Annotated in this window: 18 protein-coding genes and 1 pseudogene; 11 read left to right on the forward strand and 8 right to left on the reverse strand. The window is 55.8% G+C overall.

The window, feature by feature from the left end; translation table 11 throughout:
- Nucleotides 1-58: 58 nt before the first annotated feature.
- Together GGR30_RS17580 and GGR30_RS17585 are read right to left on the reverse strand one after the other, a co-directional pair.
- On the reverse strand, nt 59-391 hold the full coding sequence (locus tag GGR30_RS17580) for a hypothetical protein (protein ID WP_183488871.1): 333 nt from the start codon (nt 389-391) through the stop codon (nt 59-61).
- 126 nt (nt 392-517) lie between these two features.
- Nucleotides 518-1099 (reverse strand): L,D-transpeptidase, encoded by a 582-nt coding sequence (locus tag GGR30_RS17585; RefSeq protein WP_183488874.1) that lies wholly within the window; start codon nt 1097-1099, stop codon nt 518-520.
- A gap of 570 nt (nt 1100-1669) precedes the next feature.
- On the opposite strand from GGR30_RS17585, the gene repA reads away from it, so the two are divergent.
- The 3 genes from repA (at nt 1670) to repC (ending at nt 5378) form a co-directional block, all read left to right on the forward strand.
- Nucleotides 1670-2866, forward strand: a complete 1197-nt coding sequence (repA, locus tag GGR30_RS17590; RefSeq protein ID WP_132312828.1) for a plasmid partitioning protein RepA — start codon at nt 1670-1672, stop codon at nt 2864-2866.
- On the forward strand, nt 2863-3918 hold the full coding sequence (repB, locus tag GGR30_RS17595; RefSeq protein WP_183488877.1) for a plasmid partitioning protein RepB: 1056 nt from the start codon (nt 2863-2865) through the stop codon (nt 3916-3918). Before repA ends, repB begins: the two co-directional genes overlap by 4 nt.
- A gap of 248 nt (nt 3919-4166) precedes the next feature.
- On the forward strand, nt 4167-5378 hold the full coding sequence (gene repC, locus GGR30_RS17600) for a plasmid replication protein RepC (RefSeq protein WP_183488880.1): 1212 nt from the start codon (nt 4167-4169) through the stop codon (nt 5376-5378).
- Nucleotides 5379-5633: 255 nt separating this feature from the next.
- On the opposite strand, the gene GGR30_RS23600 is transcribed toward repC, so the two are convergent.
- The 4 genes and pseudogenes from GGR30_RS23600 to GGR30_RS17615 all read right to left on the reverse strand — a co-directional run.
- A complete protein-coding gene (locus GGR30_RS23600) occupies nt 5634-5768 on the reverse strand; it encodes a hypothetical protein (RefSeq protein WP_281378133.1) in 135 nt (44 codons plus the stop codon).
- 471 nt (nt 5769-6239) lie between these two features.
- Nucleotides 6240-6662 carry a PIN domain-containing protein gene (locus tag GGR30_RS17605; RefSeq protein ID WP_183488883.1) on the reverse strand — a complete coding sequence of 141 codons (423 nt, stop codon included), beginning with the start codon at nt 6660-6662 and terminating at the stop codon, nt 6240-6242.
- Entirely contained in the window at nt 6659-6925 is a 267-nt protein-coding gene (locus GGR30_RS17610; protein WP_183488886.1) for a type II toxin-antitoxin system Phd/YefM family antitoxin, read from the reverse strand. Before GGR30_RS17610 ends, GGR30_RS17605 begins: the two co-directional genes overlap by 4 nt.
- Before the next feature lie 147 nt (nt 6926-7072).
- Nucleotides 7073-7556 (reverse strand): annotated as a pseudogene (locus tag GGR30_RS17615) (tyrosine-type recombinase/integrase); the annotation flags it as partial.
- Between the two features lie 183 nt (nt 7557-7739).
- On the opposite strand from GGR30_RS17615, the gene GGR30_RS17620 reads away from it, so the two are divergent.
- Together GGR30_RS17620 and GGR30_RS17625 are read left to right on the forward strand one after the other, a co-directional pair.
- Complete coding sequence (locus GGR30_RS17620) at nt 7740-8105, forward strand: type II toxin-antitoxin system RelE/ParE family toxin (RefSeq protein WP_183488889.1); 366 nt, start codon at nt 7740-7742, stop codon at nt 8103-8105.
- Nucleotides 8098-8424, forward strand: a complete 327-nt coding sequence (locus GGR30_RS17625; RefSeq protein WP_132312834.1) for a helix-turn-helix domain-containing protein — start codon at nt 8098-8100, stop codon at nt 8422-8424. The genes GGR30_RS17620 and GGR30_RS17625 overlap by 8 nt, the downstream gene beginning before the upstream one ends.
- Nucleotides 8425-8450: 26 nt before the next feature.
- On the opposite strand, the gene GGR30_RS17630 is transcribed toward GGR30_RS17625, so the two are convergent.
- Nucleotides 8451-9530 (reverse strand): site-specific integrase, encoded by a 1080-nt coding sequence (locus GGR30_RS17630; protein ID WP_183488892.1) that lies wholly within the window; start codon nt 9528-9530, stop codon nt 8451-8453.
- 145 nt (nt 9531-9675) lie between these two features.
- Between GGR30_RS17630 and GGR30_RS17635 the strand changes: the two genes are divergently transcribed.
- Nucleotides 9676-10629: a DUF1403 family protein gene (locus tag GGR30_RS17635; RefSeq protein WP_183488895.1), complete on the forward strand. Its 954-nt coding sequence runs from the start codon at nt 9676-9678 to the stop codon at nt 10627-10629.
- A gap of 2 nt (nt 10630-10631) precedes the next feature.
- Entirely contained in the window at nt 10632-11315 is a 684-nt protein-coding gene (gene scpB / locus GGR30_RS17640; protein ID WP_183488898.1) for an SMC-Scp complex subunit ScpB, read from the forward strand.
- Between the two features lie 69 nt (nt 11316-11384).
- On the opposite strand, the gene GGR30_RS17645 is transcribed toward scpB, so the two are convergent.
- Nucleotides 11385-11873 (reverse strand): hypothetical protein, encoded by a 489-nt coding sequence (locus GGR30_RS17645; RefSeq protein ID WP_210288100.1) that lies wholly within the window; start codon nt 11871-11873, stop codon nt 11385-11387.
- Between the two features lie 184 nt (nt 11874-12057).
- Between GGR30_RS17645 and GGR30_RS17650 the strand changes: the two genes are divergently transcribed.
- From GGR30_RS17650 to GGR30_RS17665, 4 genes are read left to right on the forward strand one after another with little or no spacing between them, the layout of a single operon-like run.
- On the forward strand, nt 12058-13194 hold the full coding sequence (locus GGR30_RS17650; protein ID WP_246414004.1) for a radical SAM family protein: 1137 nt from the start codon (nt 12058-12060) through the stop codon (nt 13192-13194).
- Nucleotides 13191-13775 (forward strand): 3'-5' exonuclease, encoded by a 585-nt coding sequence (locus tag GGR30_RS17655; protein WP_183488904.1) that lies wholly within the window; start codon nt 13191-13193, stop codon nt 13773-13775. The genes GGR30_RS17650 and GGR30_RS17655 overlap by 4 nt, the downstream gene beginning before the upstream one ends.
- The gene (locus tag GGR30_RS17660) at nt 13772-14356 is read left to right on the forward strand and encodes an AAA family ATPase (protein WP_183488907.1); all 585 of its coding nucleotides are present in this window, start codon (nt 13772-13774) and stop codon (nt 14354-14356) included. Before GGR30_RS17655 ends, GGR30_RS17660 begins: the two co-directional genes overlap by 4 nt.
- Nucleotides 14357-14412: 56 nt before the next feature.
- The gene (locus GGR30_RS17665) at nt 14413-15843 is read left to right on the forward strand and encodes an HD domain-containing protein (protein ID WP_183488910.1); all 1431 of its coding nucleotides are present in this window, start codon (nt 14413-14415) and stop codon (nt 15841-15843) included.
- The last annotated feature ends 54 nt before the right edge of the window (nt 15844-15897 follow it).

The raw sequence follows: 15897 nt of genomic DNA on the forward strand, positions 1-15897 counted from the left end.
CAAAGCCGCGGCCAATTGGTCGCGACCTTATTGCTGGAAGCACTTTGCGCGCGCTTGTTTAAACCGCGGTCGCCGTATCAGACGAAGATGTGATGCTTTGAGAAGAAAGAGGCAGGAATGCGACTGTCCGTGGGTCTTCGGTGAAGTTTGCTTCGAACCGGCCACCTGGGAGTGACACGCGTAAATGCAGATATTCATTCCCATTCGCGTCGAAGCGTTTTCCGATGCCGCCGATCGCGACCTTTCGGCCGCGCGGTGAATACCCGAACATATGGAAGTTATAAGGTCCCGAAGGTTCGCCAATGATATGATACAGCGTACCGTTATGATGAATTTCACCCTCAAGGCCAGCTTCATTTGTAAAGCGAAGAAAATTGCGTGCTTGAGGCATGATGTCTTCCCGTATTCGATGCATTGCAGGGGTGTACTACATCTTTTAATCAACCGGTCAAATTGCGGAGTGTCAATAAATCTTGACCATTCCATAACAGTTTTCACTAAGACTTTTGTCTAATTCCTATCGGACGACGACGTGCGCGCCGATGCCGACACGGTCATATAAATCAATGACATCGCTGTTGAGCAGGCGGATGCAGCCACTCGACACTGACTTTCCAATCGAAGACGGATCATTCGTGCCATGAATGCGATAGAGCGTGTCGGCGCCATCCTTATAGAGGTATAGGGCACGCGCGCCGAGCGGATTCACCTCGCTGCCGAAGAGGCCCGTGGCTAGGGGTGTGTTCACCTTTGGACGGTCGCGGATCATGGAGCTTGTTGGAGTCCAGGTCGGCCATTCGGCTTTCCTTCCAATGACAGCCTTTCCCGAAAAGTCATGGCCTTTTCGGCCGACTGCGACGTTATAGGCCAGCGCCGTGTTGGCCTCCTGGACGAGATAGAGCTTGTGGTCATCCGGCTCTACGATGATTGTTCCGGAGGGCTCTGTTGTCCTGAAGCTAATTAGCGATGGACCGCCGTCCCTTTTCTGCTGGCCGGCATCTTTAGTCACTTCCGTCGAAGGAGATGCGACGCAGCCGAGAAGAAGGAAGACTATGAATAGGGACGCCAGTGCTTCCGCAATCTGATTTGGTTTCGGCATTTCCAGCTATATCTACTTCAACGAGCAAAAAGACGGCAATGGTGTTGACACGCGCGATACTGATGGCCTTGGCATCAGCGACGAGGAGTTTCACAGCTGGGCCTCAAACAGTCCAAGCAATCCGGTGGTGAAGAGCACCGTTCGGCTTATTCACATCCACCGACCCAAAGCCATGACTGAATGGAAAGGTGCAGCCCAAATGGAGCATGAAAACTTCCGGTCTGCGCCGCTGTGCCCACCCGCAAAATAGCACCCATTTGGCCGTTTTCTGGAACTCACGATTCGCGGTAGTTGTGGTGACTGTATGGCGATTTTTCATTCAAAGATAATGGAGTGGGAGTTTCTGACGTCGTCTACATCGTATCACGGCGTGGTTCACGCTTACTAAACACAACATGAATTCAGTCTCTTACGAGAGACCAACACGACTCAACCCAGCTTGCGTTAACCTTTCATTAACGAATAAAAGTTTGACCTCGTTCATGAATCAAGGCAATCATCGATGCGACGGATTTAGGTCGATTGATGCCATTTTTCCGTCGCGATGGGATCAGGGGTATTCAGGCGGACATGAACAAGTCTCACGAGACATCGACACAGAAGATCAGCAGACAGGCCCAGTCTCTCTCGACCCAGCTGCAGAACCTGCGCGAGCAGATGTACCCGCCGGAAGCACGAAAGTCGCTAAAAAGCTTCTCTTCGCGCGAGACAGCCGCTCTGCTTGGTATCGCTGAATCCACTTTACGGCAAATGTCCCTTGACGGCGAGAGCGCCATACCGGCGCGTCAGGATAATGGTCGGCGCGTCTACACACTATCTCAGATCAACCAGTTGCGTCGCTATCTCGCCGAAAAACGTCCGCAGGACGCGTTGCGCTTCCTTCCTCAGAGACGGGATGGAGAGAAACTCCAAATCCTAACGGTGGCCAACTTTAAAGGCGGCAGCGCCAAAACGACGACCGCGCTTCACCTCTCCCACTATCTTGCGCTGAGCGGCCTCCGGATCCTGGTTGTCGATCTGGATCCGCAAGCGTCGCTGAGCGCCATGTTTGGGTACCAGCCTGAGTTTGACGTCGAAGACGGTCAAACACTCTACGGCGCTTTGCGTTATGACGACGAGCGCGTTCCAGTTCGCGATGTGATCCGCAAGTCTTATTTCGACGGTATCGACATCATTCCCGGCAATCTGGAACTCATGGAGTATGAACATGAGACCCCTCAGGCTATTATGAGCGGTCGTTCCCGTGGCCAGGGCATCTTCTTTCGTCGCATCAAGACCGCGCTGCTCGAAGTCGAGGGAGATTATGATGTCGTCATTATCGACGCACCGCCCCAACTCGGTTACCTGACGCTAGGCGCGATCTTCGCTGCAACAGGTATGCTGATCACTGTTCACCCAGCGATGCTCGACGTGGCCTCCATGAACCAGTTTCTGGCAATGACCAGTGATATGTTGTCAGTCATTGAAGAGGCTGGCGGCACTATGGATCATGACTTTATACATTACGTGCTGACACGGCATAACCCGCATGACGGACCTCAGGTCAATATCGTGACGCTGCTTCGCTCCCTATTCGGAGATGATGTTCTTGCTGCCGTTGTGGTTGAGACAACCGCAATCGCGAGTGCAGGCCTGGAGAAAAAAAGCCTCTATGAAATGCCACGCGGATCCATGGTGCGCGACACACTCATTCGCGCAATCGATTCCGTTGACGCTGTCAACTCAGAGATCCTGGCGCATATTCAAACTGCTTGGGGGCGAACATGACCAAGTCTTCCGATCGCAAGAAAAGAATGCAGTCGATGTTTGGCAATGTGTCTCCCGAGACCCTTGCCAAACAGGCATCAGATAGTGGGGAGGAAACGCCTCGGACAAATGATGCGCCTTCCCGGCCGCGCTCCTCCGGTTCGGTCAGAGCCATGTCGGATTCTTTATCGGCGATTGAGGCCGAAAATGAAGAGCTGCGTCGTTCGCTCTCTGATGGAGAGCGCGTTGTTGATATTGACCCTTCCAATATTCACGCGTCTTTTGTGCGCGATCGCATGGACATCGGGAGCGATCCTCAGTTCCCCAACTTTGTCGCGAGCATAGAGGAGAGCGGCCAGCAGGTTCCGGTCCTAGTCAGGCCGATGAAAGATCGTGTCGGGCACTATCAACTGGCCTATGGACACCGGCGGTGGCAGGCGTGCCGCCACCTAGGGCAGCCGGTCAAGGCGATTGTTCGTGAACTATCGGACGAAGACCTCGTGATCGCTCAGGGACGCGAGAATACTGAGCGCAAAGACCTGTCCTTTATCGAACAGGCGCTTTTCGCCCATAGCCTCAAGGAGCGTGGATTTACTCGCAAGACAATCGCTCAATCCCTCGGTCGGGACGGCGGAAGTGCCCTCCCCTACATATCCATGCTGACCGCGCTCGTGGATGCCTTGCCGAGTGACCTTCTTCACCGGATCGGCCCCGCTCCCAAAAGCGGTCGCCCGAGGTGGGACAGGTTTGCTGAGCTTTACCGCAAGGGCGCCCTATCCGCGCAGAAGGCCAGCTCAATTGATGATCTTGTTGAGTCATCCGACTGGGTCTCAATGGACAGTGATGTGCGCCTCACTCGGTTGATCGGCGTTTTGGAAACAAAGAAAGCTCAACCGGCGTCCCGAGAGATCAAAAACGACGCTGGAAAGAACGTTATCAAGGTCACAAAGACCGCCAAGGCAACGCAAATTTCGATCGACCAGTCGGCGTCTGATGGTTTTTCGGACTGGCTCGTGGAACAGCTTCCCGAACTTCTTAGAGCTTATAGTGGCAAGCAGGAGACCAAAAGATGACTTAGCGCGCCAGCAAAAGAAAAGGGCTCACCGACTGGCATCGGCAAGCCCATTTTCGAGGCCAAAACGATCTGAAAATCATCCGTCGTAGCCCCATTTTCCAATTACTTTCTACGGCAGATGTGAGAGCGAATCAAGACCGGACCGAACGGACCGGCGGTTTCGTGTGTTCTTTTTTGGACTTTTTGGCTGCAAATCCCTAGAAGTGAAGAGGCGTCGATCCCTGGCAGGACGGCGGGTGGTTTGTTATGCAAAAAGAAATCTGTACTGCCGGCTTCCGCCGGATAACGCCGGCAATTGCCAAAAGCATCCGGCTAGCCAATGCAGAGAAATTTCCTGATGTGGACAAAGCTCAGGCGTGCCTAACCTTGAAAAAAGTCGCGCCCGTTCTCGGTATATCCGGGACCGCGTATCATGTGCTGGACATCCTACTGAACCTCACACGTCAATCCGACTGGATCGGAAATGCGCGCCCGATCGTGGCTATCTCAAATCGTAAACTGGCTGAATTCACGATGCGTTCGACCAGAACCGTCATCCGCGCGGTTAGGCAATTGGTAGAGGCGGGCCTGTTGGCCTATCGGGATAGCCCAACAGGCCGACGCTTTTCATACCGTACCGCAGATGGTTCACTTGGCGAAGCGTATGGTCTCGACTTCTCCCCTGCCCGCGCATCATTTCAGGAACTGAAGTCCAAGGCTGATGAGAACCAACAACGCATCGCTCGCGAGCGTACAGCCCGCCGCTCGATCACGACGCTTTCACGCGCCCTGGTAGATATGTCGAGCTTGCTCACCAAAACCGAAGCCTCCAAGTTGATCGATGAGATCGCTTTCGTCCGTGAAGCCCACACCGATGTCTGTGAGACTGAAGCGCACTTGGAAGCATTATATTCCAAGACGATTCATCAAGTTGAAAGAGCCATAACACCAAAAGAGAATGACAAAGTGTCATCCGAGGATGTCACAAATGTCACCCGCAATACTACTACAAATTATCAAAAACAGATTCCTGTAATCGATAGTCATGAGCGAACACATATGCATGAGTTGCAATCAATTCCGAAGGGCTTGGAAAAGAATGAACGCTGCGCAGAGTCATCGCGAATGATTGATAGAACTCCTGCCGATCGTATAGAGCTACCCATCTTTAGCAGCGCTTGCCCAAAGTCTCGAGCAATACTCGAGGCAGAATTTCAAACATGGCGAGATGTCGTGCATGCTGCGCCAACAGCTTGTTCGATGCTCGGGCTGCCACAATCCTTATGGAAAAGTGCTTGCAATGATGTTGGCGTTTCCCGTGCCGCCATCATGGTTGTCGTCATTCTCGAAAAGTGCCTGAGAAATCCTGATGCTGTTCGAAATCCGGGGTCTTATCTAATTGGTTTGGTCCGCAGAGCAGCCGAGGGCAAACTGCATCTAACGCGGAGCATTTACGGACTTAGCCAGCGGCCGTGTTGAATTCCCTGCCGCTCTGCTTTGTTTAAACGAATAGCTGGCGGAGAGAGGGGTAACAGCTGTTACCCTTTGGAGTAAGGTACGACCGCACAAACCTGTGGCTTGATGTAGTCGCCCAGTTGAACGAAAGCCAGGCTGCAGGGAGTAACAGCTGTTACCCTAGAAGATACAGCATCCGAGCAACAGGGATAAATCCGCATAAAGCTGTTAAGTGCACTGTACCGCTCGCCAACGGAACAGACAAGGTCACGATTAAGGTCACAGCTCGACAAGCGCTATGCCGAGCCGCTCGCCCGCCCAAAAAGCATGGAGCTTGCGCTGAAACCTCTCCGGATCAAAGCAAATCAAGTCGGACCTGCATTTACCAAAGTCAAAGACGGCATCACTGTTCATGGAACGCCGCCGGTCATTGGACCAACTACATGCAGTTCAAGCATGGATACGATAAGCTCGAACAGAACCGTCATTCGCTAAGCCAGCGTCTCGTCGAAGAAGTGTCGCACGAACGTGGGATTATCGTATCTTACGAAGCTATGGCACGCTCATTGCAAACACTGGAAGAAGCTCGCAACTCTATCAGAGGCCAGAAGCACCGACTTTAGCACACTGTCGAGCAGGGTGAGTCCGCCCTATTTTCCGTTCAGCGATCTGCTGCCAAGCGGCCCTTCCACTCCGTCCGGAACAGATCAATAGCGTAAAGATAATGGATAGCGTGAGGGGAGGGGTCGGCAGTGTTTGAAAATGAACCGACACACGGTCTCAACCTGGCGATTGAGCTACTTTGTCTGCCCCGTCCATGCAGTTTCAGCAATCAGAACGTCGCAGCGGAGCGATAGCGACAGTCGGCCGGGCTGGATTTGTACTTCACACGGCCCATGGATCGATCAGCTCTACGCCGCAGCCCGTGAAATCCTTGATGTTGCGTGTTGCGAGGGTGAGCCCATGTGCCATTGCCGTGGCCGCGATCAGCCCGTCCATCGATGACATTCCGCGGCCACGGCGCTTTGCATCTCCCATCAGTTCACCCCAGGCGAAAGCCACGGCCTCGTCCACCGCGAGCACGCGATGCTCGAAACGTTGCGGCAGATCATTGGTAAGCCAATCGGCGAGAGCATCGCGTCTTCGCCCGCTGTCCATGAGCGCGACACCACGACGGATTTCGGCAAACGACACGACACTGATAAAGGAGCGATCCTCATCAATCTCATCCAGCCATGCAAGAACGCGGCTCTCGGGGCGCGGTTTCGTCACCTCCGACAACACATTGGTGTCAAGCAAGAGCTTCACAGCGAAAGATCGCGCGGTTCGTCGCCCTTTCGGTCGAGATCAAGCTCGGCACCATGCAGCGGGGAGGCCATCAGAAACTCCGCCAGGGTCCCCTTTCGCGCGACCTTGCGCTGCCATTCTTCAGCTGAGACGACCACGACGCTCGGCTTGCCGTTGCGCGTAATTGTCTGCGGTGTGGATTGCGCACGTTCGATCACTTCCGAAAGCTTTGCCTTTGCCTTGGCGACCGTCCAGTTCTTTTCGTCCTTCGATAAGTGCTCCATTGATCGCCTCCTGACCAGAATGACTATGATGACTATAGATAGTCCATCGCCTGACAAACGGCAAGTAGGGCCAGGGCAGGGGAGGCGTCTGGCGCGTTTCTGCGTTCCGTGAACGGTGAACCGCTATCCACTTTGCCTGGAATTGCTCTACAACCCCGCGGCCTTGGTGAGATTGACGCGGAACCTGTCGCGCCTTCGCTGGTATCGCCTTGTCATTTCGGCGGAGGCATGGCCGAGCTGTTTCTGGACGTAGCGCTCGTCGACTTCGGCCGAAGAGGCGAGGACCGCTCTCAAGGAGTGACCGGAAAACCGTTTTATCCGTTCGGCCTCTGGCAGCTCGCCGCGAATGCCGGCAGCAAGAACGGTCTTCTTGATCAGGCGGGCAATCTCCTGATCAAGAAGACCGTTCGGGTCCGACCGCCTTGCCCTTGCCGGTGACCCGGCGGAAGAGGGGGCCGTGACCGATCCTGCCGAGTTTCAGTCAGGTTTCGACCGCGGCGACCGGGCAAGTGAGATCCGAGGAGCCGCGGCCAATCTCAACCTCGCGCCAGCCGGTCTTGCCGCGCAGCGTCACCAGCATGCCCTTGTCGAGGATGTCGATCCAGCCGTTTCCGTCCTCGCTCTGGTCGCGGCGATCGAGCGAGAGGCCGCTGCCATGTGCCAGCGCCTGTGAGTTGGGCGAAAGCCAATTTTCAAACATAGAAGCTACGGATAATTTATCATCCGCTGGCCTCTTCAGAGGAAGAGTTACTGTTGTCTCCAGGAGAGATATGGGCTATATATCCCAAAGTATCTATATCGTTTAGGATATTAAATGACGGAATGGAAGGTCGCGTTTCATGACCGCTTTAAAGGCGAGATCACAGATCTTCCAGCAGATGTTCGGGTCGAATTGCTCGCGCATCTGGTGCTGCTTCGCGAAAAGGGATTTCGACTGGGACGGCCTGAGGTCGACACACTCGAAGGCTCCAAACACGCGAACATGAAGGAACTGCGCGTCAAGGTGTTGAAGGTGCAATGGCGGTTCGCCTTTGCCTTCGATCCGGAGCGAAAGGCTATAGTCCTCTGCGGCGGTGCAAAGAGCGGTGTGAGCCAGAAACTGTTTTACAAGCGCCTGATCGATCTGGCGGACAAACGGTACGATGAGCATTTGAGCGAGTTGGAGAAGAAACATGGATGATCTCGATAAGCTGATGCAGACGCTTCCTGAAGAAGAACGAGGCGCTATTGAAAAGCGTGCCGGCGAGCTTGTTACGGCCTACAATCTGCGGGAACTGCGCGTACTTGCCGGACGGACGCAGGAGGATGTGTCCGTCGGAACAGGTATCAAGCAGAACAATGTTTCGAGACTGGAGAAGCGGGCCGACATGAAACTGTCGACGCTTCGCGATTATGTTGAATCCCTTGGCGGCACGTTGAAGATCGTCGCGGATGTCGCGGGCAAGAAAGTTGATCTGTCGAGCATTGCGGAGCGCTCCCGACACGGCCCAAAGCTCTGAGAGAGCCACGGCAGGGGAATGGCAGCCTACAACCCCGCCGCTTTCGTCAGATTAACGCGGAACCGGTCGCGCCTGCGCTGGTAACGCCTTGTCATCTCGGCGGAGGCATGGCCGAGCTGTTTCTGGACATAGCGCTCATCGACTTCGGCCGAGGAGGCAAGCCCGGCGCGCAAGGAGTGACCGGAGAACAGTTTTATTCGTTCGGCCTCGGGCAGCTCGCCGCGAATGCCGGCGGCAAGAACGGTCTTCTTGATGAGGCGGGCAATCTCCTGGTCCTTCAGCCGTTCCGCCCCGACGGCCTTGCCCTTGCCGGTGACGCGGCGGAACAGGGGACCGTGGCCGATCCTGCCGAGCTTCAGCCAGGTTTCCACGGCATGGACCGGGCAGGTGAGGTCCGATGAGCCACGGCCGATTTCAACCTCGCGCCAGCCGGTCTTGCCCCTGAGAGTCACCAGCAGCCCCTTGTCGAAGATTGCGATCCAGCCGCTTCCGTCTTCTGTCTGGTCGCGGCCGCAATCAAGCGCGACGATTTCCGAACGCCGCAAGCCGCCGGCAAAGCCGATCAGCAGCATGGCGCGATCGCGCAGGCCCCTGAGCGTTGCCCGATCGAGCGTTTCGACCATGGCGATCAGTTCTTCGGGCAGGATCGCCTCCTTCTGACGCGGAGGGGCTGCATGACGGTTACGGATGCCGGCGAGCACTGTGGCGATATGGCGGTCGCGGCGCTCGAGCGTGAGGCCACGCTGCTTGTAGTTCCAGCATATCGCCGACAACCGCCGCTCGATGGTGGAGACCGCGTTCGGCTTTGCCCCTGGTGCCGCCTCGCCAGCGGCAAGCGCCGTGATGTAAAGCCCGACGGTCCGCGGATCGGGGGGCAGGGGCGCAAGCCCCTTGCGCCGGCACCAGCTTGCAAAATGCGCCCAGTCGGCGCCGTAGGCGCGCCTTGTATTGGCCGCGCTTGACGCCTCGACATAAGTGCGGGCGCGTTCGACCAGCGGCGCGAGATGGCCCGAAAGCGTTCCCGACGCCTCCGATGGCTGCAATTCATAAGCGGCGCTCGTGTCGGGAGACGGGCTGGCGTGCGGATCGGCGTCGTTTTCGGGCATTGAGGGCCTCAAAATGGGGTTTTCTCTATAATGAGCATTATGAACGATAATGCAAGATTATCAGTCATTATATGTAAAAGACAAGCAGTGCGGTTAATTGCGAAAAATCTGGCCTAAACCGCACATATGCAGTAGTCTTGCGGACATGGATTCGTCTTTCGCCACCGCCATTTCGAGATCCGCGCCACCGGCCCTTCTGCCCGCCTGGTCTGTTCCGCGCGGACGTGATCTGGCAGAGGCGGATGCGGCGTTTCATGCGGGTATCGCACTGAAATCACTTGATGATCTTGTTCGCCCCGAACCGAACTGGGCCGGCTGCTGGCGGCAGCGACAGGCGCTGAAATGCGCCGCGACGGCCGTGCGACTGATGGGCCGCAACGAGGACGAAACGGCACTGCGCGACGCCGTGCTGTTGACCGTGGCTGGTGACGATCCGGGGCCGGCCGGGCGCGTGGTTTTGGCCTACAAAAGGATCGCGGGTCGAAAACTGGGTTTTTCCTCCAAGGCGGTCGCCGAGTTCGCCAACCTTTTGGGATTGGCCTGGGACGACGGCCTTGCTTCCATCCCCGATCTGGTCGACTCTATATTCCGGTCCGGACGGGCGGCACCCTTCGCAGTGGCGGACCTTGTGACTGCTATCCTTGCCGTCCGTCCGGATGCCGAACCACTCGCCTGGGCGCTCTCCGACATGCTGATCGCCACCTTGCTGAAATGGGACCGGACCGTTCCGCTGCTGATGGCCGAGCGTTATGGTCCTTCCTTCCGCACACTCGGCGGCCGGGGGCGGGTTCGGCCGGGGGAGCCGGGTTTTCCGCGAGCGGTCTGCCTGGCCCTAGTCGATGGTGCCGGTACCGCATTGCGGTCGGCGAATGAGATTGCCCGGCGTGCCGATATTCTGATAACCGCAGCGTCGAAGGTTCGCACGAAAGGCGCAGCACCAGTCATTCAAAGGCTGCTCGAGGAGGACGCTGTGCTCGCATCGGCGCCCGGTAGCAACCTGTCCCGCTGGGCGGCGACACGGCTGTTTGAACGGCTGGAAGGCCTTGGCGCCGTCCGCGAACTGTCGGGCCGCACCTCCTTCCGGATCTACGGGTTGTGACGATGGCAGGATCAAGCACAGCCAAAGCCCGCCGGAAAGCGAACGCTGCAGACGAACGTCTGTTTGATCGGGAGCTGGAAGACCTGCCGGCGGAACTGCGTTGGCGGGAATGGATGCTGCGCGTCGAGGCAGTGATCTTCGCGTCCAGCGAGCCGGTCACACGCGAGACGCTTGCTCGGGTCGTCGGTAAGGACTGCAGCATCGATCTGTTAATTGATGATCTGCGCGAGGAACTCAGTTCCCGCCCCTACGAACTCGTGTCGGTCGCAGGCGGCTGGCAGCACCGAAGCCGTTCGGCTTACGCGGACGCGATCCGGGCGTCGCAGGCGCCAACGCGGGGAGGGGCTGCGGCGCTGTCGGAGTTCGAGGCGATGGTGCTGATGGCGGTGGGGTATTTCCAGCCGGTCACTCGCGGGGAACTGTCAAAGATCTTCGGCAAGGAGGTCTCTCGCAATACGATCGGATCGCTACGTGGTGTCGGCTTCCTCGCCTCTGGGCCGCGCAGCCCGACGCCCGGCGCGCCCTACACCTACGTGACGACGAAACATTTCCTCTCCGCCTTCGGCATGGAAGCGCTGCGCGACCTCCCAGACATCGAGGCTCTCGAAGATGCCGGACTGATTACCCGGTCTACCTTACGTGCTCAGGCGGCCGAGGTGGATAACCGGGACAGTGACGGGGAATAGGGGACTGTCAATCAAAGAGAACAGCACCGATCCCCGCACTACGGAGAGAGGGGCTGCAAGTCGTTCGCTTCAACACTGTGACGTAGTTAACGTTTCCGCGAGCTTGGCACGTTGCCCGCGACGCACGCCATCACTTGCATCTTCTTGAACCGAATACTGCGTCGGATGGCGCAAATGGGCCAGATCGAAAGGGAGTTCCTGGGCCGGCCCGAAGGCTGTGTTCATCAAGAGCAGGATCTTCCTGTCTGTGAGTACGCCCCGGGCGTAGCCGAACTCAATCATTACATTCGGATTCGGCATTTTCTTGCCATTCGACGTGGAGCCAACGAATGTGACGTCTCCGATGAAGACATCGCATTCACGGATTTTCCCAAGAATCGTCTCACTGACATGAGGAGTACCCGGCACACCGGACGTATCCGAATCGATAAAAATCTCCAGACCGTGGGAATCTTTCAGGTTCGCAACGGCCGCCTCGAGCGCGTGGCGAATGAAATTCCGGCATACCTTGCTGCCGCGGTCGCTTTGCCAAGAGTAAAAAAGATGAATCGGTTGCATCGTAAGACAGTAACACCAGAGAGCGCAACCTTCGGAGGGCAACAGATCCATGATCCCCAGCTAAAAGTGCAATGCAGGAGAAGCAAAATTCAGCGCCAGCTTCTCTAAGTGCAAGGCCCGATGAACACTCTTGAACTTTCTGTTTCTGTCGTTCAGTGTCAGGTTGTGGGCAGGGAAAGAATGTATGGTAAAAATTGAAGCCTTGAAAGCAAAGTCGGTGCGACGTGCGCCTGACGATCTACCCTCAAGTCTGCGGAATTACATCGATTATCGAAAATCCGGCCTTAGCTTGAACCACATCGTTGGATGTCCGCTTGATTGCGGCTATTGCGTACGCCACCTGTTCGACAATTTCGCTATGAAACGGCCTCATCTCATCGTCGACGATGAGATTGCGGTAGAACAACTGGTAAGACACTGGGCATTTCGCGCGGACACGACCCCAATCCAGATTTTCAACCGGGCGACCGACCCGTTCCTTCCCGGCGTGAAGACGCACCTATTCAGAACCCTGGAGGCCCTCGATAGCCGCGGCTTCCGAAATCCTGTCTTGGTGATCACTCGTTGGAAGATAGAGCCGACCGACGTCGAACGACTTGAGGCGCTGACGAACCTGAAGCTGACGATCTTGGTTACATGGTCAGGGATCGACGATGAGCGGATTGAGCCTGTTTCGTCAGCTATCGCCGAAGGAAGCTTGGAGGTGCTGGCCAGTTCGGCTTCGCGCGTGAAGAAAATCCTCTACTGGCGCCCGATTATCTCGGGGTTGAATGACACGGCAGAACACTTCGCGGCGGCGCGCAGGCTTGCAGAATTCGCCGATGCGACCGTCTTCACCGGACTGTTCTACCGAGAGGAGATCCGGTCATATTTTCGAGAAGCAGGGGTGCCGGACCTCTATTCGGACATAGCGCGACGGAAGATTCTGCCTCGTGAGGCCGAAGGACGGGTTCTAGAATATTTCGAGGGAAGGCCAATTTTCCGCAAGACGTCGTGCGGGGTCGCCTTTTCGCACGGCATCGCAGATTTCAATGGCCATTTCGGGATAAGCGAAATTTGCGACATCTGTCCTGAGACCCAATGTAAGATTTGCGAAAAACACCATCAGAAACCTGACCTGGAGGCTGTTCTGAGCCTTGCCCGCTTGGTGTCCTTGGTAGATCTAGATGGCATTGAGGTTTCTGATTGTCGGGTCGAAGTCAACGGCAGCACCGAGGCGCAGCGCTATTTCATGCAGCACGCGTTGAACTTCCAAGTCCATGACCGCGCGCAGCCTCATCGAAAGCATCGGCACGGCCGGGCGGAGATCGGATGGGAATGATGTGGGAAAAGGCTTGGGTGGTCGATGTAGAAGGCAACGGCGCGACACCTCCTGAAATTGTCGAAATCGCGTTGATGGAGCTCGTCGATCTGCAGCCGAGTGGCCGCACGTTCCATTGGCTCGTCAAGCCAGAGAAACCGATCAGCGCGGCTGTAACCCGGATACATGGTCTCACAGACAGCGATGTCGAAAATGCGCCGAGCATCGACGATATTGCCGAGGACATCGTGAGATGGACGGATGGAACGGTAATCATCGGGCACAACGCGCGTGTCGAACTCGATGCCATTGGCAGATCAATTCCGGAATGGAAGCCGACTGCAGCAATCGATACGCTCAAACTCGCTCGAGCGCTGCGCCCCGGACTCGACTCTTACAGTTTGGAGAATCTCGGTGCAGCTTTCGACCTGACCGCTGAGGCGGCACGTCAAACAGGGCTGAAGCACCACTCAGCGCAGTTCGATGTTGCACTGACCGCTCTTCTGTTCGCGTTTCTGCTTGCTCCCCTAGATCGCGAAGGGCGCGATGTCCGCTCGCGCGAGGCAGATATTCTTTTCAAAGCGCAGGAGAGCTTTCTATGAGCATGAGGAAAGTAAAGGTCGGGATTGCTGGCACCCACTCAACTGGGAAATCGACCTTCCTCGAGCAATTGGGCTCTGTTCTCGCCGCGGAAGGAATTTCGATCGGTCGGGTTGCCGATCTTGCCAAAGCTGCTCGGGACCGCGGCTTCCCTATTCTGACTGAGCATAATTTTGAAAGCACCGCGTGGATCATGGCGGAAGGCATGAGGCAGGAGGCTGAAGCAGCCCTCAGCAACGAAGCCATTCTGGTTGATCGGCCGGTCTTCGATGCGCTTGGCTATCTTTATGCAGCCCTCGAGATCTCAGGGCGCTCGTTGCCGGCCCGGCAGCTCGAGGAACTTCGTTTGATCGCGCTCGCTCACGCCGGAGATTACGATGTGCTTGTGATGACGCAGCTTGATCCTTCAATCAGTCTTGGGCCAGGGCGCGACAAGAACCAGAAATTTCGGATTGCAGCTGGCGACAAAATCCGCGTCATCGCTGAAGAAGCCGCTTTGCAGCCTGTTATCCTCACATCTGCCAATGGTGATGAGGTGTTGAAAAAGGTTTTGACGAGTGTCCGGAAGCACTTGGCAAACTGAGGACAAGCGTGGTCGCACGACCTAAAAATTTTAATAAAGTGCAATAGCGGGGAAAAATGCAGGAGCTTCTGAATAAGGTCATCAAGGATCCGATTCACGGATTTATTGATTTCAACGGGGCGCGTGAGAACGACCTAAAAGATTTGCTTTCCGATCCATTTTTTCAGCGCCTACGCCGCGTTAAGCAACTCGGTTTTTCCGACTACGTTTTCCCCTCGGCCGCCCATTCCCGCTTTGCCCATTCTCTCGGCGTATTCAAGATCGCAAAGCGAATGCTGACAATCATCGAGCCCGAGGGATCAAGAGGACATTGGTCGCCAAAAGCTGAAGCATGCCTCGCCGCTGCGCTACTCCATGACGTGGGCCATGGGATGTTCAGCCATGCGTTTGAGAAAGCCATGGAGTTCTTTCTTGCACGCAATAGGCTCGATGAAGCGAAACGAGAAAGCCTCGAAGAGGCCGTTGATCACGAAAAGGTCACCCAAAAAATCATAGTCGACTCTACGATCGGCAAGGCACTGATCAATTTTGGAGGCACCGAATTCCCCGCTATGGTCCGCGACATCATCAAGAAGGCGGATAAAAATTGCATCTATACATCCGTTGTTTCCAGCCAACTGGATGCCGACCGGCTCGACTATGCCAAGCGTGACGCTTATTTCGCCGGCGTGTCCTCTGGCGGCATCGACCTGGATTGGCTGCTGCGAAATCTAAAGGTCGGTGAAAACGGGGATGCACGTTTCCTCTATCTTGACAGCAAGGCGTACATCTCGCTTGAACAGTTCACAGTGACGCTCTTCCAACTCTACCCCACCATATATTTGCACAAGAAGACACGGGGGCTCGAATTCATGTTCGCCCTGCTCCTTAGCAGAGTTTTCGAGCTAATTGCGGCAGGTGATGTGTCTGCTACTGGCCTGTCAGATACTCATCCATTCGTTCGATTTTTCCGAGATCCAGGCAATCTCGACCAAGCTCGCCTGCTGGACGACACACTGTTTTGGGGCGCACTCCACCAATTTCGAGAGGCAAGTGATACCTCAGTCAGCGATATGGCGACGCGAATTTCTGATCGTCGAATCCTCCCAATGATCGATATCTGGAAGGTTGCTGATGAAGTCCTTGCCTTGAGCCCGAACATTGTTGAGTTCACAGCGAAGGCTCGTGTCGAGCAGATCGAGGCTATATGCAAGGCTGTTGCGGAAAAACTCCCGAAGGAGACATCAATTTGGAGCGACGGCTGCTACTATGACACTTACAATCGCCCGATTTACAAGCCGATGAGCGTCGTTGGTGGCGATCCTCAGCAGATAAACGTCAGTGTTGGCGGACAGATTTTGGACATCGCGTCCATTTCTCCCCTAGTGGCTAGCGCCGCGTCCTTCAACATCCATCGGATTTATTACGACGATCGGAAAGTCCGTAACGCAGATGAACTGAAGAAGTTTATCCGTGACGCAGTCGAGACGGAAATGGCTTGCGTCTAGGACTAAGTTTTTGCCGTAGCGGCCTTTCGATGAGTAGACCGTAAGTCCATTTGA

Source organism: Martelella radicis, assembly GCF_014196625.1.
In the GTDB taxonomy this organism is placed as follows: domain Bacteria; phylum Pseudomonadota; class Alphaproteobacteria; order Rhizobiales; family Rhizobiaceae; genus Martelella; species Martelella radicis.